Raw genomic sequence first — 25,038 nt, forward strand, 5'->3', positions numbered from 1 at the left:
GATACGGAATTTTCCGTAAAGTGCGGTACTCTGAGTAGCAGAGAAAAATCCTTCAGGAGAGAAGCCATGAAGTGGCAACAACGTGTACGCGTCGCAACAGGTCTTAGTTGCTGGCAGATTATGTTGCATCTACTGGTCGTGGCAGTACTGGTGATGGGTTGGATGAGCGGCGCGCTGGTGCGCGTCGGATTAGGGCTGTGCGTACTGTACGGCGTCACGCTGCTGGCGATGCTGTTTTTACAGCGTCACCATGAAGCACGCTGGCGCGATGTGGGGGACTTCCTTGAGGAGCTCACCACAACCTGGTACTTCGGCGCCGCCATGATAGTGCTCTGGTTGTTGTCGCGCGTGCTGCACAACAACCTGCTGCTGGCCCTCGCCGGGCTGGTCATACTGGCAGGCCCGGCGGTGGTATCGCTGCTGGCGAAAGATAAAAAACTAGGCAATCTTTCTTCGGAACATCGCATACGCCGCTGAGCCGGTAGTGGCCGCTATGACTAATAGCGGCCACAAACTTCCCCACACAATCTTCAGACTCGCATCCTTCAGATAAATTTGTTTGGTGATATCGGTAAAGTGCCGGATAGGGTTGATCCAGGTGATGTCCTGCAGCCACTGCGGCATGTTTTCTACCGGTGAAACGTAGCCGGAAAGCAGAATCGCCGGCATCATAAAGACGAACACGCCGATAAATGCCTGCTGCTGGGTTGAACACAGCGAAGAAATCAATAAGCCAAAGCCCACCAGAGAGAGTCCGTAAATCAGCATGGTGAAATAGAACAGCAGCAGCGAGCCGGCAAATGGGATCTGATAGGCCCAGATGCCGATTGCCAGCACGATAGTCGCCTGCATCGTGGCGACTATCAGCGCCGGTACCGCTTTGCCAACGAATATTTGCCAGGTGGCGAGCGGTGAAACCAGCAGCTGATCGAGGGTGCCCTGTTCGCGCTCGCGAGCCACCGACAGCGAGGTGACGATCATCACCCCGATGGTGGTGATCATGGCGATAAGCGACGGCACCACGAACCATTTATAGTCGAGATTCGGGTTGTACCAGTTGCGCACCACCAGTTCGCTGTTGTTCGGTTTCGCTTTGTCCTGCAGCAGATCCTGCTGATAGTTTTTAACAATCTGCTGTAGATAGTTAGCGGCGATTTGCGCGCTGTTGGAGTTACGCCCGTCGAGCAGTAGCTGTAGCGGGGCGGTTTGATAGTTGTCGAGATTACGCGAGAAATCCGCCGGGAAGCGCACCACGAGCAGGGCTTTTTGTTCATCGATGGTCGGCTGGATCTCCTGCGGGCTTTTCAGCAGCAGGACGTGGGTAAAGGCCTTTGCGCGGGCAAAGCGCTGGGTGAGCTCCACCGCGTGGCGGCCGCTATCTTCGTTATAGATAGCGATGGTAGCGTTGGTCACCTCAAGCGTGGCAGCAAAGGGAAACAGCAGTACCTGAATCAGCACCGGCATGATTAAAATCATCCGCGTTTGCGGTTCGCGCAGCAGCGACTGCAGCTCTTTGCGGATTAATGTCCATAAACGATGAAACATAGAACCTTCCTCATGTCGGACCCGGGCGACCGAAACCTATCGTAGGCCCGTTAAGCGTAGCGCCACCGGGCAAAATTCGAGCGCCAGGGTTAATCCAGACGCCGTTTGGTTTTAAGCCACGTCAGGCCGATAAACATCACCGCCGAAGCAATCAAAAACAGCACGTTCACCAGCAGCACCACGGGAATATTGCCCGCCAGAAACAGGCTTTGCAGGGTGTTAACGAAATAACGCGCCGGGATCACGTAGGTCACCGCGCGGATCACCGCCGGCATACTGTCTATCTGGAAAATAAACCCCGACAACATAATCGACGGTAAAAAAGCGGCGTTCAACGCGACCTGCGCGGCGTTAAATTGGTTGCGGGTAATGGTCGAGATCAGTAGCCCCATTCCCAGCGTACTGAGCAAAAACAGGCTGGTGATGACAAACAAAATTAGCAGCGAGCCGCGATAGGGCACGCCGAGAATAAATACCGATACCAGCATACACAGCAACATCGCCAGCATGCCAAGGAAATAGTAGGGAATTATCTTGCACAGCAGCAGTTCGGCGCGGGTGATTTCGGTGGATAGCAGCGCTTCCATGGTGCCGCGTTCCCATTCGCGCGCTACCACCAGCGAGGTCAATATCGCGCCGACCACGGTCATGATGATGGTAATTGCGCCGGGGATAATAAAGTGCTGACTGATGGCCGCTGGGTTAAACCAGTAGCGCATCTGCACGTCAATAAGCGGTTCAAAGGTTTCACCGCGGTCTTCCGCCCGCTGCTGTTGCCAGATCTGCCAGATACCTTCGACGTAGCCCTGCGCGAAGTTAGCGGTGTTAGGCTCGCTGCCGTCGGTAATCAACTGAATCGGCGCATTGGCGCCGGCGCGGGCCATCTGACGGTCAAAATCGACGGGAATGACGACCATCGCGCGAATGCGCCCGGCCTGCATCAGCTCAATCAACTGCTGGCGATTATCGCTGACGGTGGCGTCGATGTAGGGCGAGCCGGTCATGGTATGGACAAAGTCCAGCGCCTCTTCGCTCTGCTGTTCCAGCAATACGCCGACCCGCAGTTTACTGGAGTCGAGGTTAATGCCGTAGCCGAAGATAAACAGCAGGAGTAGCGGGATCACCACCGCAATCAGCCAACTGCTGGGATCGCGGACGATCTGCCGGGTCTCTTTGACGCACAGCGCGCGAACCCGTCGCCAGGAGAGAATGCTATTGCTCATGACCGTTTTCCTTGTCCCATTGGTTAATCAGGGTAATAAACGCCTGTTCCATGGTGGGATCCGCCTGACTGTCATTCGCCGCCTGCGCCTTCAGCGCGTCCGGCGTGCCGCTGGCGATAAGCTTACCGTGGTAGACCAGCCCGATGCGGTCGCAGTATTCCGCCTCATCCATAAAGTGGGTAGTCACCATCACCGTAACCCCTTTATCGACCATGCTGTTGATATGCAGCCAGAATTCGCGGCGAGTAAGCGGGTCGACGCCGGAGGTGGGTTCATCGAGAAACAGGATGTCGGGTTCATGCATTAGCGAGCAGGCCAGCGCCAGCCGCTGCTTGTAGCCGAGCGGTAGCTCATCGGCGGCGTGGCTGGCGATACTTTTCAGGCCGAAGGCATCGCTCATGCGCGCGATTTTTTCATTTTGCGCCCGGCCGCGTAGGCCGTAAACGCCGGAGAAAAAACGCAGGTTCTGCTCGACGCTGAGGTTGCCATACAGCGAGAATTTTTGCGCCATGTAGCCCAGATGCTGGCGCGCTTTACCGGAGCTAACCTTGAGATCCATCCCCAGCACCAGCGCTTTTCCGTCGGTCGGCACCAGCAGGCCGCACATCATTTTGAAGGTCGTGGATTTACCGGCGCCGTTGGGCCCGAGCAGGCCGAAAATCTCACCGCGCTTAACCTGGAAATCGACGTGATCGGTGGCGGCGAAATCACCAAACTTTTTCGTTAACGACCGTGCTTCAATGACCGTTTCGTCTTTGCTGCCGTCCACGTGATGAATAATCTCTCCCAGCGGCGACTCGGCGGTTCCGGCGCCGCCTAACAGGTCGATAAAGGCGTCTTCAAAACGCGGCGCGGTTTCGGCCACCTGTAGCGGCGGCATGTCGTTATGTTGCTGAACTTCATCAATGCGGGCTTCCTTTTTCAGAATCAAACGCACCGATTTGCCCTGAATCACGCCATCGCTAATTTGCGGGAGTTTCAGCGCTCGCTGCAGCAGACGGCGGTTGTTTTCCTGCGGGCTGGAGACCAGAAAGCTGCGCCCGGCCATGGTTTGCGTCAGCGCCTTCGGTTCGCCCTGGTAAAGCAATTTACCTTCGTTCATCAGCAGCACATCGCGGCACTGCTCGGCTTCATCGAGATAAGAGGTGCTCCACAAAATAAGCATGCCGTCGCCGGCCAGTTCGTGGACCATCTGCCACAGCTCGCGGCGCGAGATAGGATCGACTCCGACGCCGGGCTCATCTAACAGTAGCACTTTCGGATCGCCTACCAGCGTACAGGCGAGCCCCAGTTTTTGCTTCATGCCGCCGGAGAGTTTGCCGGCTAATCGCCCGGTGAAAGGGCCAAGAGAAGTGAATTCCAGCAGGCGCTCGAATATTTTCTTCCGCGCCTCGCCGGTGACGCTGCGCAGATCGGCGTACAGGTTCAGGTTTTCCATCACCGTCAGATCTTCATACAGGCCGAATTTCTGCGGCATATAGCCGAGCGCCGCGTGCAGCGCGCTGTCGTCCTTGAGCGGATCGAAGCCGATAACGCTGGCGCTGCCCTCATCAGGCTTAAGTAAACCGGCCAGCATTCGCATCAGGGTGGTTTTACCCGCGCCATCGGGGCCGACGAGCCCTGTGACGTAGCCTGAGTGAATCGTACAGTTCAGCGGCGCGACCGCGGGTCGGTCCATACCGGGAAAACCGCGTGTCAGTCCGGTTAAAGTTATCGCGTCCTTACTCATGCCCGTTTCCGTTGCTGAAGGAGACGGTGACCGGCATGCCCTGACGCAGCGCGCCGTCGGCGTCGTTCACCACGATGCGCAGGCGGTAGACGAGATCGGTACGCAAATCCGGTGTTTCCACGGTCTTCGGCGTGAATTCGGCGCTGGGGGAGACAAAGCCGATTTTACCATGATAGGGCTTGTTCGGCCGGCTATCGGTATACAGCAGTACTTCGCGCCCCGGCTGCGCCTGGCCAAGGTTTTTCTCGTCAACGTAGGCGCGTACCCAAACCGGATGGGTTAACGATAGCGTCAACACCGTGCCGCCGGCGTTCAACATGGTGCCGGGCTCTACGGCTCGGGTCATCAGGGTACCGTCGGATGGCGCGGTCAGTACGGTATCGTGCAGGTCCAGTTTGGCCTGCGCCAGGGCCGCCTGCGCCTGTTCAAGGCTGGCTTTGGCCTGGGCAATTTCCTGCGGGCGGTTACCGGCGCGATATTGACGCAGTTTGTCCTGCGCCGATTTTAGGGTCGCCTGCGCCTGATCGCGTGAAGAACGGGCGTTTTCGAGGTCGTTGGCTGAAATCGCGCTGCTGGCGCGCAGGCCGAGCTGACGTTGATAAAAATTCTGCGCATAGACCCAGGCGGCCTGCGCCTGATTAACCGCGGCCGCCGCCTGCGCAATCTCTTCGGCACGGTAGCCCGCCATCATCAAATCGTACTGCGCCTGGGCGGTGGAGACGTTGGCCTGCGCCTGCTGCAGCGCGTTCTCATACGGCGCGCGGTCAAGTTCGCCGAGGGTTTGCCCGCGGCGAATTTCATCGCCTTCATCGACGTTCAGGGTTGCCAGCCGTCCGCCGACGCGGAAGCTCATATTCACAGTGCGAATATCGACATTGCCATAGAGAGTGAGATCTTTCGCCTGGCTGCTTTGATACCACCACCAGGCGCCGCCGATCGCGGCGAGCACGATGACGACCAGTAGAACGACGACGGGTTTTTTCATGATCCCAGGCTCCTTTGCGCTAACCCTTGCAGAATGAAATCGATATGACAGGTAATCACCTGAAAAATTTGTTCAGCCTTTTGTTGATCGAACTGCGCCCAGCCGGTACGCAGTAAAATGGTTTCCCGCCCGAGGCGGAAGGCCAGCACCTCGCCAAGCAGGGCGTGGGTGTGCAGAATCATTTGCGTATCGTTGGCATCGCGCCCGGTCCAGGCGGCGATAAGCCGCGTCAAATAGCTATGTAGCGGGGCGATAACCTGCTGGTGGATAAGCTGGTAAGCCGCCGTAGGGGAGAGCTGCTCGCGAGAGATAAATTTGCTGAGGTTGACCGTGTCGTCCTGGGTCAGCAGCAGACTCATATCGCGGCAGCTGCGCAGAATCAATTCCCGCAGCGCCGGTTTGTCGGGGGGCGTCTGGGCGAGCAGGGCTTCGGCCGCTTCGGCATGCGGGCGGAAATTCTCGCCGATACAGTCGGCGATCCACTGCGCGCAGGCGAGATACAGGTCGTCTTTCGAACCGAAATAATAGGTGATAGCAGCGATATTTTGCCCGGCCTGCGCGGCGATATCGCGGGTCGTCGCATGGAGGCCATACTCGCCGAATTGCGCGATGGCGGCGGCGATAAGTTGGCTTTTGGCTTGTTCGCCTTTACTGGTGACGGAAGTACTGTTCATCGCACTCTAAAAAATTAATCAATCGATTGATTAAGAATAGAGGCGATTCGCATATCTGTCCAGAATGATGAATACTGAAGATAACGCCGCGCGGGCGAGCATTATTTTGCCGCTAAATCCTCCGGGGATATTTTATGCGGTTCGTCACAAAATCTGCTAAACTGCGCCCCTTCATGGCATTGTGGTTTTTGCCATCTCTATCGCAATAATCTCCCTGAAAACTACGCCCTTAAACGGGCCGGGGCGGTTCGGAGTTGTTATGTCTTTTGATTCCCTTGGCCTGAATCCCGATATCCTGCGCGCCGTCGCCGAGCAGGGCTACGTTGAGCCGACCCCTATCCAGCAGCAGGCGATCCCGGCTGTACTGCAGGGTCGCGACCTGATGGCCAGCGCCCAGACCGGTACCGGTAAGACCGCTGGTTTTACGCTGCCGCTGCTGCAACGTCTGATTCAGAACGAGCCGCACGCGAAGGGCCGTCGCCCGGTTCGCGCGCTGATCCTGACGCCGACCCGCGAGCTGGCGGCGCAGGTGGGCGAGAACGTCCGCGACTACAGCAAGTATCTGAATATCCGCTCGCTGGTTGTTTTCGGCGGCGTAAGCATTAATCCGCAGATGATGAAACTGCGCGGCGGCGTAGATATCCTCGTCGCCACCCCGGGCCGTCTGCTGGATCTCGAGCATCAGAATGCGGTTAGCCTCGATAAAGTTGAAGTGCTGATTCTGGATGAAGCCGACCGCATGCTGGACATGGGCTTTATCCACGACATCCGCCGCGTGCTGGCTAAACTGCCGCCGCGTCGTCAAAACCTGCTGTTCTCCGCTACCTTCTCCGACGAGATCAAAGCGCTGGCGGAAAAGCTGCTGCACAACCCGCTGGAAGTTGAAGTGGCGCGTCGTAATACCGCTTCCGAGCAGATCACCCAACACGTCCACTTTGTGGATAAGAAACGCAAGCGCGAGCTGCTGTCGCAGATGATCGGCGAAGGCAACTGGCAGCAGGTGCTGGTCTTTACTCGTACCAAGCACGGCGCGAACCATTTAGCCGAGCAACTGAATAAAGACGGTATCCGCAGCGCCGCTATCCACGGAAATAAGAGCCAGGGGGCGCGTACCCGCGCGCTGGCCGACTTTAAATCCGGCGGCATTCGCGTGCTGGTAGCGACCGATATCGCCGCCCGCGGCCTTGATATTGAAGAGCTGCCGCACGTGGTGAACTACGAGCTGCCGAACGTGCCGGAAGATTATGTCCACCGTATCGGTCGTACCGGCCGCGCGGCGGCGACCGGCGAAGCGCTGTCGCTGGTATGCGTTGATGAGCACAAGCTGCTGCGCGATATTGAACGCTTGCTGAAAAAAGAGATCCCACGGATTGCTATTGCCGGCTACGAGCCGGATCCGTCAATTAAAGCGGAGCCGATTCAAAACGGCCGTCAGCAGCGTAGCGGCGGTGGCCGTGGTCAGGGTCAGGGTCAGGGCCGCAGCGGTCAGGGCCAAAACCAGGGTCGTAGCCAGCAGGCTGCGCCGCGCCGTCAGGATGGCGAAGCGCCGAAGGCGCGCGCCCAGGACGGTAAACCGCCGCGCCGTCGTCGCCCGCGTAAACCTGCCGGCGAGTAATACGCTGATACCTGGGCTGCGGCAGCGCGTCCAGGCTCAAAACGGCCCGTCTGTCCGCTTGCGCGGCGGCGGGCCGTTCTTTTTGCTTTTTGCATCGCGTTTTATCGAGCACGCTTCCACACTCAGTAGAAAGCAATACCTCCGGGCCGCTAAAAATGGCACAATAGTGGCTGTTTATACAGTATTCAGGTTTTCTCATGGCTTTGACCGCTGCGCTAAAAGCGCAAATCGCCGCCTGGTATAAGGCGCTTCAGGAACAGATCCCGGACTTTATCCCCCGAGCCCCGCAGCGGCAGATGATTGCCGATGTGGCGAAAACGCTCGCGGGGGAAGAGGGGCGGCATCTGGCTATCGAAGCCCCGACCGGCGTCGGTAAAACGCTGTCATACCTTATCCCCGGGATCGCCATCGCTCGAGAAGAACAAAAAACGCTGGTGGTCAGCACCGCCAACGTCGCTTTGCAGGATCAAATCTACAGTAAAGATCTGCCGCTGCTGCGTAAGATCATTCCCGACCTGCGCTTTACCGCCGCCTTTGGCCGCGGGCGCTACGTTTGCCCGCGTAATCTGACGGCGCTGGCCAGCACCGAGGCGACGCAGCAGGACCTGCTGGCGTTCCTCGATGACGATCTGACGCCAAAAAACCAGGCCGAACAAAAGCTGTGCGCGACGCTGAAAACCGATCTCGACGGCTATAAATGGGATGGCCTGCGCGACCATACCGATAAGCCCATTGATGATGCCCTATGGGGGCGTTTGAGCACCGATAAAGCCAGCTGTCTTAACCGTAACTGCCACTATTATCGTGAATGCCCATTCTTCGTCGCGCGACGGGAAATTCAGGAGGCGGAAGTGGTGGTGGCCAACCATGCGTTGGTGATGGCGGCGATGGAGAGCGAAGCGGTGCTGCCGGAGCCGAAAAACCTGCTGCTGGTGCTCGACGAAGGCCATCATCTGCCGGATGTCGCCCGCGACGCCTTAGAGATGAGCGCTGAGATAACCGCTCCCTGGTACCGGCTGCAGCTGGATCTGTTCAGCAAACTGGTGGCGACCTGCATGGAGCAGTTTCGTCCGAAGACGACGCCGCCGCTGGCTAACCCCGAGCGTCTCAACGAACACTGTGAAGAGCTCTATGAGCTTATCGCCTCGCTGAACAATATTCTCAATCTCTATATGCCTGCAGCTCAGGAGGCGGAACATCGTTTCCCGATGGGCGAACTACCGCAGGAGGTGATGGAAATTTGCCAGCGGCTGGCGAAGCTCACCGAAATGCTACGCGGGCTGGCGGAGCTGTTCCTGAACGACCTCAGCGAAAAGACCGGCAGCCACGATGTGGTGCGTTTGCATCGTATTCTGCTGCAGATGAACCGGGCGCTCGGTATGTTTGAAAGCCAGAGCAAGCTGTGGCGGCTGGCGTCGCTGGCGCAGTCCTCCGGCGCGCCGGTAACCAAATGGGCGACCCGCGATGTCCGCGACGGCCAGATACATGTCTGGTTCCACTGCGTCGGTATCCGCGTCAGCGATCAGCTCGAACGCCTGCTGTGGCGCAGCGTGCCGCATATTGTCGTTACCTCGGCGACCCTGCGTTCGTTGAACAGCTTCTCGCGTCTGCAGGAGATGAGCGGGCTGAAAGAGAAAGCTGGCGATCGTTTTGTGGCGCTGGATTCCCCGTTTAATCACGTCGAGCAGGGGAAAATTATTATTCCCCAGATGCGCTATGAACCGACGATTGATAACGAAGAGCAGCATATTGCCGAAATGGCGGCCTTTTTCCGCGAGCAGGTCGAGAGCAAAAAGCATCCGGGGATGCTGGTGCTGTTTGCCAGCGGACGGGCGATGCAGCGATTCCTTGAGCATGTTACCGATCTGCGCTTACTGCTGCTGGTTCAGGGCGACCAACCGCGTTATCGGCTGGTGGAGCTGCATCGTAAGCGCATTGAAGGCGGCGAGCGCAGCGTGCTGGTCGGCCTGCAGTCCTTCGCCGAAGGGCTGGATTTAAAAGGCGAGCTGCTAAGCCAGGTCCATATCCATAAAATCGCCTTCCCGCCAATCGACAGCCCGGTGGTGATTACCGAAGGCGAGTGGCTGAAAAGCCTGAACCGCTATCCCTTTGAGGTGCAAAGCCTGCCAAGCGCTTCTTTCAACCTGATTCAGCAGGTTGGGCGCCTGATCCGTAGCCATCAGTGCTGGGGCGAAGTCGTTATTTACGACAAGCGGCTGCTGACCAAAAACTACGGCGCGCGCTTGTTAAATGCGCTACCGGTATTTCCTATAGAGCAGCCGGGCGTTCCCGAGGTTATAGTAAAAAGCAAAGCAAAACAGACGCGTCGCCGACGCCGCTAAGCGGTCCGGTCGGCAAAGCATACCGCTGGAGGGAGCAAGTCGATGGATTACACCAAAATCATCAAAGAAGTCGGGCGTGGAAAGAATCACGCTCGCGATCTGGATCGGGAAACGGCCCGCGCGCTGTATACGCGGATGTTAAACGGCGAAGTCGGCGAACTGGAGCTGGGGGCGATCCTCATCGCGCTGCGCATCAAGGGCGAAGGCGAAGCGGAAATGCAGGGCTTCTATGAGGCGATGCAGCTACAGACTATCCGCCTGACGCCGCCGGTTGCTAAACCGATGCCTATCGTCATTCCCAGCTATAACGGCGCGCGCAAACAGGCCAACCTGACGCCGCTGCTGGCGGTGCTGTTGCATAAAATGGGCTTTCCGGTAGTGGTGCACGGCGTCAGCCATGACCCTACTCGCGTCCTGACGGAAACCATCTTTGAGCTCATGGGGATCCCGGCGACGACCCATGCCGGGCAGGCTCAGGCGCGTCTTGACGGCCATGAACCCGTCTATATCCCGATTGGCGCACTGTGTCCGCCGCTGGAAAAGCAGCTGGCGCTGCGCTGGCGGATGGGGGTGCGTAACAGCGCACATACCCTGGCTAAGCTGGCGACGCCATTTGCCGAAGATGCCGCGCTGCGTCTGTCGAGCGTCTCGCATCCGGAATACGTCGATAAGGTCGCGAAGTTCTTTACTGAAATCGGCGGACGCGCGCTATTGATGCACGGTACCGAAGGTGAGGTTTACGCCAATCCGCAGCGTTGTCCGCAAATCAATCTCATTGATGCGGCGGGGACGCGAGCGCTGCATGAGCGAGCCGATGAAAGCCAGCAGGACAAGGTGGCGCTGCCGGAATCTAAAGATCCCGAAGTTACCGCGCGCTGGATTGAGCGCTGCGTGAGCGGTAGCGAGCCGGTTCCGCAGTCGCTGAAAATTCAGCTCGCCTGCTGCCTGGTCGCCACCGGTCAGGCGACTTCGCTCGCCCATGGTCTGGCGCAGGTTGCCGAACGCTGGTAAACGGACAAAAAAAAGCCCGTCCGGTGGCTCGGACGGGCAAACAAGGGTATTTAAAAGGTCTTTTCAGGGTTAATTCAGCGGCATTTCAGAGTGTTGCTGCGATTATTTGTAGATAACCGCGGTACCGCTAACTTTGTTGTTGGTGTTAGCGGAGGTGATGCTGTAGCCGGTTGCGCCAGCGGCATCTGCTTTAGCAGCCAGTTTGGCTTCCAGACCATCCAGCGTCGTTGCGCCTTCAGCGGAAACAACACCGATTTTATTCATGCTTTCTGCCTGTGACGGGGTTACCGGCTGAGCGGCGAATGCGCCGAAGGACAGAGCGGAAAGGGCGATAGCAGCGGCAGCGTATTTGATATTTTTCATGATTAATTTCTCGCATTATGTTCTGTAGAGGACGATGTTCCGTCGATGTGATAAGTATCACGTTTTTTGCCGCGAGATAAAATCGAAGGAAATTCACAGTCTTCATCGAATTTTTTGAATAATGAATAATTTATTGAATATTAATAAATTATTTTCCGCTATTGCCGCGGGCGAGGGGTAAACTAATTGCCATGGCAACTAAAGGCACATTTTGCCACTTTTTTCGCCAAAAAACGTGCGCGAAAAGATAACGCGATCGGCGGTAATGAACGGTAAAGGAAGGTCAGCGTAGCTGGCTATCTTTGGAACCACGGCGATTATATCCTGAATATGTATTGTTATGTAAATCTTTATCCTGTTGGCACTTCACGCAGTATCTGACCCCGGGAATTGCCTTGCGCCGGGCCTCGGGAATCGGCTCTGCGCATTCTTCACAAAATTTGTTGCTCTCACCGCTTGGCAGCTCGCTACGGGCGCGGGCAACGGCATCGTTTACCGTGCTGTCGATTTGATCCTGTACGGCCCCATCGTTTGCCCAACCTGACGCCATGATGTGCTCCTCATCTCAATATCTGTTTAAAGTATAGAAAAGATGGGGGCAAAAAATGACCAGACAAGGTTTAGGTTGCTTAGATTTCCGACCATTCCCGCAGCAGGTTGTGGTACAGGTTGAGAAGCGACAGCACCTCATCGCTCTCGCCGTGGCGGCTCTTTAACTTCTGAATATTACCATCGAGCTCGAACAGCATTGCGCGACGCTTATCGTCGCGGATCATCGACTGGATCCATAGAAAAGAGGCGATGCGTTCGCCGGAGGTGACTGGAGTTACGCAGTGCAGGCTGCTTGAAGGATAGAGCACCAGATCGCCGGCCGGCAATTTTACCTTGTGCTGGCCATAGGTATCATTGACCACCAGTTCGCCGCCGTCGTAGCTTTGCGGATCGTTAAGGAACAGGGTGGCGGAGAGGTCGGTGCGCATCCAGCCGCCCTGACCGTGGCTGCGTACCGCGCCATCGACGTGAAAACCGTAGGTTTCTTGCTGCTGGTAGCGGTTAAACAGCGGGGTGGAGAGCGTTTTGGGTAACGCCGCGGCGAAGAACAGCGAACTGCGGTTCAGCGCCGCCTGGACCTTAGCCTGTAGCTCGCCGTATAAAGCGCTGCGCGTATCGACCTGCTGATTGTTTTTTACCTGCGCCCCCTGGGCGCCGGTGGTCACGCGGCCGTCAACCCACTCGGCCTGCTGTAGCTGAGCGGCGAATTCGGCGACTTCCTGAGGCGTCAGGACGGCGGGGATATGGTACATCATGGCTCAAGCTCCTGAGAAAACGGGGCGTTTCCGCCCCGCATCGATTAGAAATGCACGTTAGCAGTTAACAGGAAAGTGCGTGGCTCGCCCGGGTGATAACGATAGCCGCTCTTGTTAATAGACGCGACGTAATTGGTATCAAACAGGTTATACACGTTCAGTTGCAGGTCGAGATTGCGATTAACCCGATAGCCCATTTTCGCATCCGCTACCCAATAGCCTTCGGTGTAGGACGGCGTGCCAACCGCGCCATCTTTGCCACGGTGCATGCTGCCAATGTAGCGGGCGCCGGCGCCGACGGAGAGGGCATCGGTGGCCTGGTACTGGCTCCAGACGGTAAAGGCGTGTTCCGGCGTATACGGCATTGAGCTGGTGCCATCCTGAGCGGCATCGGCGCCTTCACGGATCGTCGCATGCTGCTGGGTGTAACCGCCAATAACCTGCCAGTCCGGGGTAATATTACCGGCCAGTGAAATCTCATAGCCTTCGACCCGCTTCTTACCATACTGCGAGTAAGTACCGTCGTCGTTTTGTTCGACCTCGTTTTCTATATCGGTGCGGAACAGCGCCGCGGTCAGCAGCAGGCGCTTATCCATCAGTTCCCACTTGGTGCCCAGTTCGCTGGTCTTCGCTTTTTGCGGCTGGAAGTCGGTGCGGTTGGCGCTATTGCCGCTGCCGCTTTGGGCGAGGGTGAAGTTGCTACCGCCCGGCGGTTGTTGCGAGATTGCGTAGTTAACGTACACATTGCCGTTATCAGTCAGATGATACAGCGCGCCGGCTTTCCAGTTGACCAGGTTGCCGCTGGTAGAGGTGTCCACGGTGGTGACCGGCGTATCTTTAGCGACGCCGGTCGGGCAGGCGATGGCTCCACGACCGCTGCCGCCGCACAGGCTGGCGCTATCGTATTTGGTTTGATAGGTATCGAGGCGGATACCGCCGTTCAGCTCAAAATCGCGGGTGATCTGCAGAGTATCGAAAGCGTACAGGCCGAAGGTATCGGTCTGACCGTTGGCGTTAGCGCCGCTGCGGTTCAGGCCGCCGATCGAAATATCGCTATTCGGATGATAGATATTCACCGCCGGCGGGGTGATCGGATAGACGCCGTAGTTAGTCTGCGTTTCGCGGGTAAATTCTACCCCGGCGCTGACGTCATGGCCGACGGATCCGGTGAAAAATTTGCTCGTCAGATTGGTCTGGTTGGTTAGGATCTTGTTGCTGGTGTCTTTGGTGTTTGCCAGACGTGACCAGGTCCAGGTATTGACGTTATTGGGATCCGGTTGAGTAATGTTTGACGCGCCGCCCATGACCGCGGTCATCAGGTAATCCTGTTTCACCCGCGACCAGCGCGTGATGTTGCGGATCGTCGTGTTGTCATTGATATCGTGTTCGAAACGCATGGTCACGGTATCGGTGGTCGAGTCGTCGTAATCAGAGTCCGTACCGTAGAAGTTGCTGGTTGCGACTTTACCAGAGTGGTTCAGCGCATCGGTGGCGGCGTTTGGCGCCGAGTAGCCCGGCAGGCCGATGGTTGGAATACCGCCGTCCGGCGTATTGTGCTGGGTGACGTGCAGATAGTTCAGGTACAGGCGATTCTCAGTGCCGAGACCAAAGGCGACGGATGGCGCGATGCCGTAACGTTCATTTTTAACTTTATCGCGGCCGGCATCGTGGGTTTTCTCTCCCATCAGGTTCAGGCGCACGGCGCTGGTATCGCCAATGGCTTCATTGATATCGAGGGTGCCGCGGCGCATCCACGCGCTGCCGACGCTGGCGGAAGCATCGATCCCGGAATCCAGACGCGGCTGTTTGCTGATCATGTTGATCGATCCGGTTGGCGCGCTGCGGCCGTAGTCGGAACCCGATGGCCCTTTAATCACTTCAACCTGCTCGGTATTAAAGGTATCGCGAGTGACGCTGCCGATATCGCGAATGCCGTCGACATAGATACTGTTGGAGGTATCGGCGCCGCGCATATAGATGGTGTCGCCGGTGGTGGAGTTACCGTTTTCGCCGGCGAAGAAGGCGCCCACGCCCGGCACGTTTTTCAACGCATCGGTCAGGTTAGTGACGCCCTGGTCCTTCATGACCTGCTCTGATACCACCGTGACGGTGCGGGTGGTGTCGGCGATGGGGCGGGAGAATTTTGGGTCAGCGGAATGCGTTGGCGCATACAGCGATGGCGTTTGCGCTTCAACGACCAGGGTTTCGCCGCCTTTCTGTTCATTGCTGTCTGCCGCCAGTACCTGACCCGTCGGGGAGAGGCTCAGGCATAAACCGGTGAAAATCGTCAGTGAACGGAAACTGCTAAAAGGGAGATTGTTATTTTTTTCCATATCCATGAGCAACTTATAGTTTTAATTTGGCCCTGTTTCCCAACATCGTTGTATTGGCGGAAATGAGATGCGCCAATTAACGTCTGCCAGGGTGGGGCGCTTTGCCGATGCGACCGTAAACGGAGTCTGTCTCGTTTCGACCACTGCAGGTGTTCTTAACAATAGCAATGCGTTTGATAATGATTTTGATAACCATTATCAAACAACGGCGGATTTTTATCACTCATTTATAAAAAAATAAATACATTTGTTTACATGGGCTGCATTATTTATACATAAAGGGCAGAAAGCATGATATTCCACGGGTCGAAGTGGGTGTTTTTCGCCCCGTCAGGCTTAGTGCATCAAGCGCGCTATTTATAAATTATCGCGCTTCCCGCCAATTTATTACCGCCGCCGGCGGCGTTAATTCTCCAGGCGAGCGCGCCCTGCTGGTGGGCTTTTTGCGCCAACTGGGCCTGCAAATCGTCAAGGGTGCTGGCGCCGGAGGCGGATACGGTGCCGGACGGGCGAAGCGGACCGGTCTGGGTAAGCGCAGATTCAGGCGTGTCGGCCAGGGCATAGGAGGAGGGGGCGGCAAGCGCGATAAAGAGCAGCGAGAGCAGAGATGTTTTCATGGGTATATCCTCATTAACAGCATGGGACATACCTCAAGTATAGGCCGTTTCGCGAAGAGAATCAGGGTATAACCGGCGGGCAAACAATGGCTTTTTGTCTCACCGCACCTGTTGATGCGAACCCGGTGCGGTGAGGTACGGCGCGTCGGGATTCGCGGTCAGCGAGCGTCCGGACGGGTTAGATCGAAGCGCTGGCTTTCATCAATGCTGTAGTAGGCCGTCGGCCCGCCGGCGCGTAAAATCGGCTGCGCTTTCGCGGTTTGATAGATCCCGTCTTCCAGCAGCGACTCATCAATATGTACGGCGACCACTTCTCCCAGTACCAGCCAGCTATCAATGGCTTCGCCGCTGGCGCGCGTCAACTGAATACACTGCGACAGGCGGCATTCGAAGTGGACCGGGCTTTCCGCCACGCGCGGGGCGCGGACGATCCGGCTCGGCGCGGCGGTTAATCCGGCGCGCAGGAATTCATCTTCATGACGCGGAATAGAGGCGGAGGTTTCATTCATCGCTTCGGCGAGTGGCCGGGTAGCCAGATTCCAGACAAACTCTTTTGTTTCAACAATGTTCTGCACGCTGTCTTTCCAGCCGCCGCTGGCGAAACCGATGATCGGCGGTCGATAGTTAAAGCAGTTGAAGAAGCTGTAGGGGGCGAGATTACGTTGCCCTGCGCTATCGAGCGAAGCGATCCAGCCGATGGGGCGCGGCCCGACGATGGCATTCAGCGGGTCGTGCGGCAGGCCGTGGCCTTCGGCAGGTTGATAGAAGTACATAGAGCACCAGAAAGCGAAATAAGAAGATATCCAGACTCCCTTATTTACCGCGCCGCCGTCAACGGGTATCTTACGCGGCTGTTGAAAGGAGATTGCCATGAAAGCCGAAAAGCCGGGGTTGCACCCGCGTAACCGCCATCACCAACGCTATGATTTGCCAGCGTTGTGCCAGACTCATCCCGAGCTACAAAGCTACATCACCCTGAATCCGGCCGGTGAACAAACCATTGATTTTGCTAACCCATTGGCGGTGAAGGCGCTGAATAAGGCGCTGCTGGCGCACTTTTACGCGGTAAAACACTGGGATATTCCTGACGGCTTCTTGTGCCCGCCGGTGCCGGGACGCGCGGACTACATCCACCATCTGGCCGACCTGCTGGCGCAGGATAGCGGCGAGATCCCGAAAAACGCCACCATTCTCGATATCGGTACCGGCGCGAACTGCATCTATCCGCTGATTGGCGCGCATGAATACGGCTGGCGCTTCACCGGTAGTGAAGTGAATCCGCAAGCCTTTGCCAGCGCCCAGGCGATTATTAACGGCAACCCAGGACTGACGCGGCAAATTCGTCTGCGTCGTCAGAAAGAGGGTCAGGCAATCTTTACCGGGATTATTCATAAGAATGAAACCTATGATGCGACCCTCTGCAACCCGCCATTCCACGACTCCGCCGCCAGCGCGCGTGCCGGCGGCGAGCGTAAACGCCGTAATCTGGGGCTGGGGGAAGATAGCGTACTGAACTTTGGCGGCCAGCAGCAGGAACTATGGTGTGAAGGCGGCGAAGTGGCCTTTATTTCGCAAATGATCCGCGAAAGCCAGCAGTTCGGCCGCCAGGTTAAATGGTTTACCTCGCTGGTCTCCCGCGGCGATAATTTGCCGCCGCTGTATCGCCTGCTGACCGAAGTCGGCGCGGTGAAAGTGGTGAAAAAAGAGATGGCGCAGGGGCAGAAACAGAGCCGCTTTATCGCCTGGAGTTTTATGGACGACGCAAAGCGCCGCCGTCCATTTTAAGTCTCTGCCGCCGGGTTTGCGTTGCCCGGCGGCGGCAATACCTGCCAGGTTTGTACCGGCGCGCGCACGCCGGCGCGGTCGAAATGCTGCTTCACCTGGGTATCGAGGGCAAAGCGTACCGTCCACTGCTTCAGCGGCAGCGTCGTAAAGCTGACGCGTAAGGTAAACGCGGTATTGCTCAGCCCTACCAGCCCGGCGAACGACGGTTCGCCAATAATCAGCCCGCGGATCTCCTCCTGCGCCATCAGATCGTCTACCGCCGCCTTCAGCGCCTGATTGGCTTTATCCAGGTCCTCCTGCCTGTCGACATCATAGTTGGCGACCACCGAACCGATCCCGCGCACAAAGTTGGCGAAGGTGGTTATCGAAGACCAGGGAATAATATGGTACGCCCCGGTATCCTGGCGCACGCCCACCGAGCGGATCGACATCCGTTCCACCGTGCCGGTTAATGGCCCGATGGTCACCAGATCGCCGGTGTTCATCCCGTTCTCAAACTGGATAAAGATGCCGGTAATAATATCTTTGACCAGCGTTTGGGCGCCGAAAGAGATGGCCAACCCTAACGCCCCGGCGCCCGCCAGCAGCGGCGCGATGTTCACCCCGACTTCCGACAATAAGATCATTATCGTTATGGTGGTAATGACCACCGCCAGCGCGTTGCGAAACAGCGTCAGCAGCGTTCTGGCGCGAGCGCTGGGCAGCGGGCGTCCATGAATGTCCGATGACAGGCGATTCTCAATCAGGCTTGCCAGTAGGGTCCAGCCGACGGCGGAGAAGAACAGGATTAGCGCGATACGAATCAGGACATCCACCGTTTTTTGCCCGGCATCATTGTGTAGCCATTGCTGAAAATCAAACAGTCCCCAGGCGCTCAGCAACAGCATCACCGCCACGCATACCGTCAGGATCCGCGCGGCTTTCAGCGAGGCGGAGATCCAGCCGTTGAGCCGCTTTTGCAGCTCCGGGTAGTGGCGTTGCGTTTCTGGCGACAGGGTGATGGTTTTAGCTATCCAGCGTGACAAAATACCGGATACCAGCGCCGCGGCGCCGACAATAGCCAGGCTACGTAGCGTCGCGCCCATCATAAATTTGAGGCTGTTGCCGGGGTCAAAGAGCGAAAAGAAGAACAGCACGATAAAGTAAGCGCAGGCCAGCCAGTGCCAGACCAGCGCAAAAGCGCGAATAAACAGGCTGAAGAAGGGCAGCGAGCGGTCGGCAAGATGGATAAGCCCCTGAGTGATGGCGCTTTTGTTGTGGAAAATCAGATACAGCGCCCACACCGTAATGCACAACATTATGATGACGTTGGCCAGCGCGCCAATCTGCACGTTAACCTGATTGGAGATAATCGGCACCGCTACGATCAGCCCGTAACCAATCAGGCTACTCAAGGCGCTGAGGCGTAAGTTCCAGTACGTTGCGTGTTCGTTGCTGATATTGAAGGGGCGTAAATCGGCGATTCGCGGGCAAAAAATCACTCGCAGGATGGCTTTAAAAAACTCGATCAGCGCGAAGGCGTTAAGAAACAGGCTTTGTTGAAAAGCAATGGTTCGGTTGCCGCCGTTTAAACGATCGCTTAACAGCTGCCCGATAAACAGCGTTAGCGCCAGCAGCAGCAGGTCGATGATGAAAGCGCCAGCAATGGTGGCCGGTAACTGCAGCCAGTTATTGCGCTCACGGTTTTTGTGCCTTCCCCAATGGCCCATTTTGCGATACAGCGGCAGCGCCGCCAGGCGTACTAACCACCAGAAGGCAAATACCAGCCCGGCCAGCAGCAGGAAGTCGCCAGCGGCATTGCGAAACGCATCGGCATGGAAAGGCTTATGGGGTGAGCCGGTGATATTGCGCCATAGCTGAGAAAACCGCGACGACAGGCGCTCGCTATACTGACGACTTACTTCCGTCACGCTTTCCAGAACGGTTTGCTCGTCTTTAACTTCTGGCGGGGTCAGCGTGGGGGCGGCGGCAGGCGGCTGGGTGGCGGCGGCTTTACGCAGCTCATCGATTAACTCCTGCCGCGACTGCGGATTATCCAGCACGTCAGCTAATGCCGCCCAGGCGGCTTTTTTCTGTTCGAGGTCAGGCTCGCTGGCTGTGCTTTTGTCGGTTGTCGCCGCCGGTATGCCGGGCAATGACGCCGCCGACAGCGGAGAAATCCACAGCGCAGCGAGCAACAGTAGGATCCACGGCATGGGCGCCTCCATTGCATCTCAAACTGCTAAGTATAGAAGGGGTCAGACGAGGAGGAGCGTTGGGATGAATCTGGAAAGCGGCTCTCCCCTTGCCGGGGAGAGCCGGGCGCATCAGGCTACGTGCTGTAAAAACTCGCGCAGACGCGGGCTTGGCGGGTTCTTAACCAGAACCTGCGGGTCGCCGTCTTCGGCGATGCGGCCTTTATCGATGAAGATCAGCCGCGACGCCACTTTTTCAGCAAAGCCGATTTCGTGGGTTACGATGACCATCGTCATGCCTTCTTCGGCCAGGTCCTGCATGACTTTCAGCACTTCATGGCGCAGTTCCGGGTCAAGCGCCGACGTCGGCTCATCAAACAGCATCATTTTCGGTTTCACCGCCAGCGCGCGGGCAATGGCGACGCGCTGCTGCTGACCGCCGGAAAGTTCGGATGGATAGTGGTGCGCGCGTTCCGCGAGACCCACCTTCGCCAGCAGCTCTTTCGCCAGCGTTTCCGCCGCCGCCTTCGACGCGCCGCGCACGCGCTGCGGGCCGAACATCACGTTCTCCAGCGCCGTCAGGTGCGGGAACAGATAGAACTGCTGGAATACCATTCCGGCTTCCTGGCGAATTAAGCGCTCGTCAACTTTCGGGTCGTTCACCTTCAGGCCATCGACGATAAGATCGCCGCTGGTGATCTCTTCCAGTTTGTTGATGCAGCGCAGCAGCGTGGATTTACCGGATCCGGACGGCCCGATGATCACGACCACTTCACCTTTGTCGATCTTCAGATCGATATCGTGCAGCACTTTAGTCGGGCCAAAGTGTTTGGAAACGTTTTTAAATTCAATCACAGGATTTTCATCCTTCTTTCAAGACGACGCAGAATGAAGCTCAACACCAGGGTGATGATCAGATAAATGACGGCGACGGCGCTCCAGATTTCCAGCGCGCGGAAGTTGCCGGCAATAATTTCCTGGCCCTGACGGGTCAGTTCGGCGACGCCGATAACGATGAACAGCGACGTATCTTTGATACTGATAATCCATTGGTTACCGAGCGGCGGCAACATACGACGCAGCGCCAGCGGTAGGATCACGTGGCGGATAGTTTCGCGACGGGAGAGCCCCAGCGCCAGACCCGCTTCGCGGAAACCTTTGTGGATGGACAGCACCGCGCCGCGGGTGATTTCCGCGATATAGGCGCCGGAGTTGATCATGATGGTCACCACCGCGGCGGTGAATGGGTCGATGCGTAAGTCGCTAAACGCCATCGGTAGCGCGAAGTAGATGAACATCACCTGCACCACAATTGGCGTGCCGCGGATGATTTCAATAAATACCAGCGCGACGTGGTTGGCTATCCAACCGCCGAAACAGCGGGCGAAACCGGCCACCAGACCGATGATAAGGCCGCCAACCAGGCCGAGGACCGAAATCCACAGCGTCATTTTGGCGCCTTCCAGCAAAATAGGAATGGCGGGCCAGATGGCACTCCAGTCAAACTGCATAATGTGTTCCTGTTACTGTTACCGTGTCGAAAGCAGAGAAAGCCTCTGCGAATACGGCGCCGGGGAATGAAACCCTGGCGCCGTGGAGCCCGCGGCGGATTGGCCGCGAGAAGTAGGCCTAATTATTATTTTGGTTCAGTACCGAACCATTTTTTGTAAATTTCGTTGTAGGTGCCGTTTTCACGCAGCGTTTTCAGCGCGCCGTTCACTTTTTCGCGCAGTTCGTCGCTGCCTTTCGGGAAGGCGATACCGTAGCTTTGCGCTTCCAGCGATTCGCCTACCGCTTTGAACTTGCCCTGACCGGCGGTTTTAATGAAGTACAGGATGTTTGGCGTGTCGTGCAGTACCGCGTCAGCGCGGCCGGTGCCCAGTTCCATATAGGCGTTATCAATGTTCGGGAACTGGCGCAGATCTTTGGTTTTGATGTTGGCTTTCGCATAATCAACGGAGCCGGTGCCGCTCTTCACGGCGACCACTTTGCCGTTCAGATCTTTCACGTCTTTGATGTCATTGTTTTTCGCGTTCACCATCACCAGCAGGCCGCTTTTGTAGTAGCCGTCGGAGAAGTCGATTGCTTTTTTACGCTCGTCGGTGATGGTGATCCCCGCCAGCGCCAGATCGATGTTTTTGGTCTGCAGCGCGGGAATGATGCCGCTGAAGTCCATTGGTTTCAGGGTGTAGTCCAGTTTCAGCTCTTTGGCGACCGCGGCCCACAGGTCAATATCGAAGCCGACGTATTTATCACCTTGCTTAAATTCAAACGGAACAAACGCCGTATCGGTGGCGACTACCAGTTTTTTATCTGCGGCGTGAGACGAAACCGCAAAAGCCAGGGTCAGTGCAGCCAGTGACACTTTTAATACAGACTTCATAGTATTTCCTTTTTTATCCACGGGACGAGCCCCTGCGAGAACGTGTAGCCTAATGAAAAAATCGTGCCAGTTTTACAAGCCATTGTTTTTCAACAGGAGCTTTCATATCACTTGCACAATTTCGGTTATCCGATAAGGCAAATGCACCGTAACAGGGCGTCATTTTGGTGCAATATAAACGTAGCGAATAACCAGAGCATTTTTAACGCAAACCCTGATGGGAAAACAATCTTGCTGTAACGATTGTGTGAGGTGATTATTACAATTGTTTTACTTTAGTACGTATTGTGTACAAGGTGGTGCACCAAAAGAGGGCGAGCTAAGCGATTACGGGGGGAAGCGTGGGAGAAATGGAAAATGCCGCCAGCGGGCGCTGACGGCTGCGGACATTTATTCGATATTCGCTTCGATGAACCACAGGAATTTATCCAGGTCACGGGAAGCCGCGGTAAAGATATCGGCGGTGTCTTCATCCTTCGCTTCGCTGATCGCTTTACGCACATCATTGGCCACGATGGCATAACGGTCGGCCAGTTCTTTCAGATGTTCCTGAACGGTGTGAATATCCAGCGGGTAGCTTTTCAGCGGGCTTTTGCTGTTGATGACCTGAGTGGTGCCCAGAGCGACGCCGCCCAGTTGAACGGCACGTTCAGCCATCGTATCAAGGTGATCGGTGAGCGCAGTGCGGAAACCATCCAGCATTTCATGAACGGCAATAAAGTTGGCACCGCGCATATTCCAGTGGGCCTGCTTGGTAATCAGCGACAGGTCGATGAACTGGATCACCTGGCGATTCAGCAGCTCAACGGTAGCTTTCTTCTCGTTGTCTGCGACATCGTTACGGGTATAGAGCAGGTTAGACGCTTTAGTTTTAACCAGTTTTGCGGTACTCATAGTTTCATATCCTCTTGATATTGATACTCGTCATACTTCAAATTTGAATTATGTAGAGCGTTTGTCCCAAATGACTTCGGGACTAATTATAGCAAGGGATATTGGATATGAGGCATCGGCTGTCCATATCAGTCCGATAGCGCAGAGTTGTTGGCTATTTAAAAAGATTTATAAAATCAGATAATTAAAAGTAAATAGCTGGCTCGCTATGAACGCGAGCCAGTGCGGTAACAAAATCTTAATTTATATCGACTTTCTCGATTTTGCTTTGCCGCTGCATGGTCAGCGTCGAACCCATTGAGGCGATGATAATCGCCCCTAACGCCAGAGTTTGCGTCAGGGTCAGCGTCTCGCCGAGGAACACCATTCCCGACAGCGCCGCCAGCGCCGGCTCCATGCTCATCAGCGTGCCGAAAGTGCGGGTGGGCATCCGCGTCAGGGCGATCATTTCCAGCGAGTAGGGCAGGGCGGTGGAGAGAATGGCGATGCCAAGCCCCAGCGGCAGCAGCGACCATTGCAGCAGCGTATCGCTGGCCTGGACGATACCGATGGGCACAAAAATCACCGCCGCGATGAGCGAGCCCATGGCCACCGTCGCCGGGCCGTGTTCTTCGCCCGCGCGCTGGCCGGTAAGAATATAGACCGCCCAGAATGCGCCGGCGCCGAGCGCGAACAGTGCGCCGACTAAATCCACTTCCCCTACGTTTTGCCCAAGCGGCAGCAGGAACCACAGCCCGAGCACCGCCAGCGCCACCCAGACGAAATCAAGCGGGCGGCGTGAACCGAAGAGCGCCACCGCCAGCGGCCCGGTGAACTCCAGCGCGACCGCGACGCCGAGCGGGATCCGCTGCAGCGATAAATAGAAGAGATAGTTCATCGCCCCTAGCGCCACGCCGTAAAAGAACAGCGGCAGCCGCTGCTGCGGGGCAAAACGTAGTCGCCACGGCTTAAAAATAACGACTAAAATTAAAGTGCCGAGCGTCAGGCGCAAAGCGGTGACGCCCGGTGCGCCAATCAACGGGAAGAGAGATTTCGCCAGCGATGCACCGCTCTGAATCGAGACCATGGCGATCAAAATAACCAGTATCGGCAACCACGCCGGAACTTTACGGGACGAGCCGGGCATCCTTTCTCCTGTCAGGGTTTGTCAAAAGAGGTAAAGGTTCCAGTGTACTGGAATAACCGCTTAACGGTTTAGCGATTGTTGAAAAAAGAGGGTGGAAAAACAGTACAATGGCGTAAAATACGTAGGGGAATGCCTTCACGGCTAAGAATAATCTGGATGCGCAGCGTTTGCTGCTGGTAATCGTTAAGCACTTTTTGCGCGAAAAGTGTTTGATTTCCAGATTGTTACGAAATCGTGGAAACTTTTGCTTACATGAAAAAGTATGTTAGACAATGTAAAGTCAAAAGAGTTTCCCAAAAGTTTTTGATATATTTAAGACTTAGGACTTATTAGAAACACATTTGAGGTGGTTATGAATAAAATTGCACGTCTTTCAGCACTGGCCGTTGTTCTGGCTGCATCCGTAGGTACTACTGCTTTCGCTGCAACTTCTACCGTTACCGGTGGTTACGCTCAGAGCGACATGCAGGGTAAAGCCAACAAAGCAGGCGGTTTCAACCTTAAGTACCGTTACGAGCAAGATAACAACCCGCTGGGCGTTATCGGTTCCTTCACCTACACCGAAAAAGACAACACCAGCAACGGTACTTACAACAAAGGTCAGTACTACGGCATCACCGCTGGTCCGGCTTACCGTCTGAACGACTGGGCGAGCATCTACGGCGTAATCGGTGTTGGCTACGGTAAATTCCAGAACAACAACTTCCCGAACCAGAAATCCGACATGAGCGACTACGGTTTCTCTTACGGCGCTGGTATGCAGTTCAACCCGATCGAAAACGTTGCCCTGGACTTCTCCTACGAGCAGTCTCGTATTCGTAACGTTGACGTCGGCACCTGGATTGCCGGTGTAGGTTACCGCTTCTAATCACTTCGGTGATATAAAAAATCCGCCTCAAGGGGCGGATTTTTTTTGCCTGTGATTCGGCGAT

24 protein-coding genes are annotated in these 25,038 nt (G+C 56.3%); 7 read left to right on the forward strand and 17 right to left on the reverse strand.

What is annotated here, in order from left to right; genetic code table 11:
- Positions 1-66 precede the first annotated feature (66 nt).
- Entirely contained in the window at positions 67-477 is a 411-nt protein-coding gene (locus tag PGS10_RS04120; RefSeq protein WP_047049141.1) for a YbhQ family protein, read from the forward strand.
- Here the strand turns inward: PGS10_RS04120 and PGS10_RS04125 are convergent.
- From PGS10_RS04125 to cecR, 5 genes are all read right to left on the reverse strand, one after another.
- Positions 439-1,545: an ABC transporter permease gene (locus PGS10_RS04125; protein ID WP_049059646.1), complete on the reverse strand. Its 1,107-nt coding sequence runs from the start codon at positions 1,543-1,545 to the stop codon at positions 439-441. The genes PGS10_RS04120 and PGS10_RS04125 overlap by 39 nt on opposite strands.
- An 89-nt stretch (positions 1,546-1,634) precedes the next feature.
- Positions 1,635-2,768, reverse strand: a complete 1,134-nt coding sequence (locus PGS10_RS04130; protein ID WP_042895141.1) for an ABC transporter permease — start codon at positions 2,766-2,768, stop codon at positions 1,635-1,637.
- Positions 2,758-4,497, reverse strand: a complete 1,740-nt coding sequence (locus tag PGS10_RS04135; protein WP_045395046.1) for an ATP-binding cassette domain-containing protein — start codon at positions 4,495-4,497, stop codon at positions 2,758-2,760. Before PGS10_RS04135 ends, PGS10_RS04130 begins: the two co-directional genes overlap by 11 nt.
- The gene (gene hlyD / locus PGS10_RS04140; RefSeq protein ID WP_045395045.1) at positions 4,490-5,482 is read right to left on the reverse strand and encodes a secretion protein HlyD; all 993 of its coding nucleotides are present in this window, start codon (positions 5,480-5,482) and stop codon (positions 4,490-4,492) included. Before hlyD ends, PGS10_RS04135 begins: the two co-directional genes overlap by 8 nt.
- Positions 5,479-6,156, reverse strand: a complete 678-nt coding sequence (gene cecR / locus PGS10_RS04145; RefSeq protein WP_045395044.1) for a transcriptional regulator CecR — start codon at positions 6,154-6,156, stop codon at positions 5,479-5,481. The genes hlyD and cecR overlap by 4 nt, the downstream gene beginning before the upstream one ends.
- 259 nt (positions 6,157-6,415) lie before the next feature.
- Between cecR and rhlE the strand changes: the two genes are divergently transcribed.
- From rhlE to ybiB, 3 genes are all read left to right on the forward strand, one after another.
- Positions 6,416-7,771: an ATP-dependent RNA helicase RhlE gene (gene rhlE, locus PGS10_RS04150; RefSeq protein ID WP_047049137.1), complete on the forward strand. Its 1,356-nt coding sequence runs from the start codon at positions 6,416-6,418 to the stop codon at positions 7,769-7,771.
- Between the two features lie 197 nt (positions 7,772-7,968).
- Positions 7,969-10,113, forward strand: a complete 2,145-nt coding sequence (gene dinG, locus PGS10_RS04155) for an ATP-dependent DNA helicase DinG (protein ID WP_213797526.1) — start codon at positions 7,969-7,971, stop codon at positions 10,111-10,113.
- A gap of 42 nt (positions 10,114-10,155) precedes the next feature.
- The gene (gene ybiB, locus PGS10_RS04160) at positions 10,156-11,124 is read left to right on the forward strand and encodes a DNA-binding protein YbiB (protein ID WP_063414764.1); all 969 of its coding nucleotides are present in this window, start codon (positions 10,156-10,158) and stop codon (positions 11,122-11,124) included.
- 102 nt (positions 11,125-11,226) lie between these two features.
- Here ybiB and ybiJ read toward each other — a convergent pair whose 3' ends face one another.
- The 4 genes from ybiJ to PGS10_RS04180 all read right to left on the reverse strand — a co-directional run bounded on the left by ybiJ (position 11,227) and on the right by PGS10_RS04180 (position 15,127).
- Positions 11,227-11,487 (reverse strand): DUF1471 family protein YbiJ, encoded by a 261-nt coding sequence (ybiJ, locus tag PGS10_RS04165; protein ID WP_047049127.1) that lies wholly within the window; start codon positions 11,485-11,487, stop codon positions 11,227-11,229.
- A gap of 283 nt (positions 11,488-11,770) precedes the next feature.
- On the reverse strand, positions 11,771-12,037 hold the full coding sequence (locus tag PGS10_RS04170) for a DksA/TraR family C4-type zinc finger protein (protein WP_047049124.1): 267 nt from the start codon (positions 12,035-12,037) through the stop codon (positions 11,771-11,773).
- A 79-nt stretch (positions 12,038-12,116) separates the two neighbouring features.
- Complete coding sequence (gene ybiX, locus PGS10_RS04175; protein WP_047049122.1) at positions 12,117-12,794, reverse strand: PKHD-type hydroxylase YbiX; 678 nt, start codon at positions 12,792-12,794, stop codon at positions 12,117-12,119.
- A gap of 44 nt (positions 12,795-12,838) precedes the next feature.
- Complete coding sequence (locus PGS10_RS04180) at positions 12,839-15,127, reverse strand: catecholate siderophore receptor Fiu (protein ID WP_047049503.1); 2,289 nt, start codon at positions 15,125-15,127, stop codon at positions 12,839-12,841.
- 67 nt (positions 15,128-15,194) lie between these two features.
- On the opposite strand from PGS10_RS04180, the gene PGS10_RS04185 reads away from it, so the two are divergent.
- Positions 15,195-15,368, forward strand: coding sequence for a hypothetical protein (locus PGS10_RS04185; protein WP_155958909.1), 174 nt, complete (start codon positions 15,195-15,197; stop codon positions 15,366-15,368).
- A gap of 112 nt (positions 15,369-15,480) precedes the next feature.
- On the opposite strand, the gene PGS10_RS04190 is transcribed toward PGS10_RS04185, so the two are convergent.
- Together PGS10_RS04190 and PGS10_RS04195 are read right to left on the reverse strand one after the other, a co-directional pair.
- Positions 15,481-15,744 carry a DUF1471 domain-containing protein gene (locus PGS10_RS04190; RefSeq protein WP_072251435.1) on the reverse strand — a complete coding sequence of 88 codons (264 nt, stop codon included), beginning with the start codon at positions 15,742-15,744 and terminating at the stop codon, positions 15,481-15,483.
- Between the two features lie 158 nt (positions 15,745-15,902).
- Positions 15,903-16,517, reverse strand: coding sequence for a flavin reductase family protein (locus tag PGS10_RS04195; RefSeq protein ID WP_047078435.1), 615 nt, complete (start codon positions 16,515-16,517; stop codon positions 15,903-15,905).
- 97 nt (positions 16,518-16,614) lie between these two features.
- On the opposite strand from PGS10_RS04195, the gene rlmF reads away from it, so the two are divergent.
- Entirely contained in the window at positions 16,615-17,529 is a 915-nt protein-coding gene (gene rlmF / locus PGS10_RS04200) for a 23S rRNA (adenine(1618)-N(6))-methyltransferase RlmF (RefSeq protein WP_015704819.1), read from the forward strand.
- Here rlmF and ybiO read toward each other — a convergent pair.
- The 6 genes from ybiO to rhtA all read right to left on the reverse strand — a co-directional run bounded on the left by ybiO (position 17,526) and on the right by rhtA (position 24,106).
- Positions 17,526-19,724 carry a mechanosensitive channel protein gene (gene ybiO / locus PGS10_RS04205; RefSeq protein WP_047078436.1) on the reverse strand — a complete coding sequence of 733 codons (2,199 nt, stop codon included), beginning with the start codon at positions 19,722-19,724 and terminating at the stop codon, positions 17,526-17,528. The two genes, rlmF and ybiO, sit on opposite strands and share 4 nt — an antisense overlap.
- A 111-nt stretch (positions 19,725-19,835) precedes the next feature.
- Complete coding sequence (gene glnQ, locus PGS10_RS04210) at positions 19,836-20,558, reverse strand: glutamine ABC transporter ATP-binding protein GlnQ (RefSeq protein WP_045395036.1); 723 nt, start codon at positions 20,556-20,558, stop codon at positions 19,836-19,838.
- Positions 20,555-21,214, reverse strand: a complete 660-nt coding sequence (gene glnP / locus PGS10_RS04215) for a glutamine ABC transporter permease GlnP (protein ID WP_045364618.1) — start codon at positions 21,212-21,214, stop codon at positions 20,555-20,557. Before glnP ends, glnQ begins: the two co-directional genes overlap by 4 nt.
- Positions 21,215-21,339: 125 nt before the next feature.
- Entirely contained in the window at positions 21,340-22,086 is a 747-nt protein-coding gene (glnH, locus tag PGS10_RS04220) for a glutamine ABC transporter substrate-binding protein GlnH (RefSeq protein WP_015367580.1), read from the reverse strand.
- Between the two features lie 390 nt (positions 22,087-22,476).
- Complete coding sequence (gene dps / locus PGS10_RS04225) at positions 22,477-22,980, reverse strand: DNA starvation/stationary phase protection protein Dps (RefSeq protein ID WP_015367579.1); 504 nt, start codon at positions 22,978-22,980, stop codon at positions 22,477-22,479.
- A gap of 238 nt (positions 22,981-23,218) precedes the next feature.
- Positions 23,219-24,106: a threonine/homoserine exporter RhtA gene (gene rhtA, locus PGS10_RS04230; RefSeq protein WP_045364611.1), complete on the reverse strand. Its 888-nt coding sequence runs from the start codon at positions 24,104-24,106 to the stop codon at positions 23,219-23,221.
- A 352-nt stretch (positions 24,107-24,458) separates the two neighbouring features.
- On the opposite strand from rhtA, the gene ompX reads away from it, so the two are divergent.
- On the forward strand, positions 24,459-24,974 hold the full coding sequence (gene ompX / locus PGS10_RS04235; RefSeq protein WP_015367577.1) for an outer membrane protein OmpX: 516 nt from the start codon (positions 24,459-24,461) through the stop codon (positions 24,972-24,974).
- Positions 24,975-25,038 lie beyond the last annotated feature (64 nt).

Origin of the sequence: Klebsiella sp. 141153, from assembly GCF_032601995.1 — a bacterium.
Lineage (GTDB): Bacteria > Pseudomonadota > Gammaproteobacteria > Enterobacterales > Enterobacteriaceae > Klebsiella > Klebsiella aerogenes.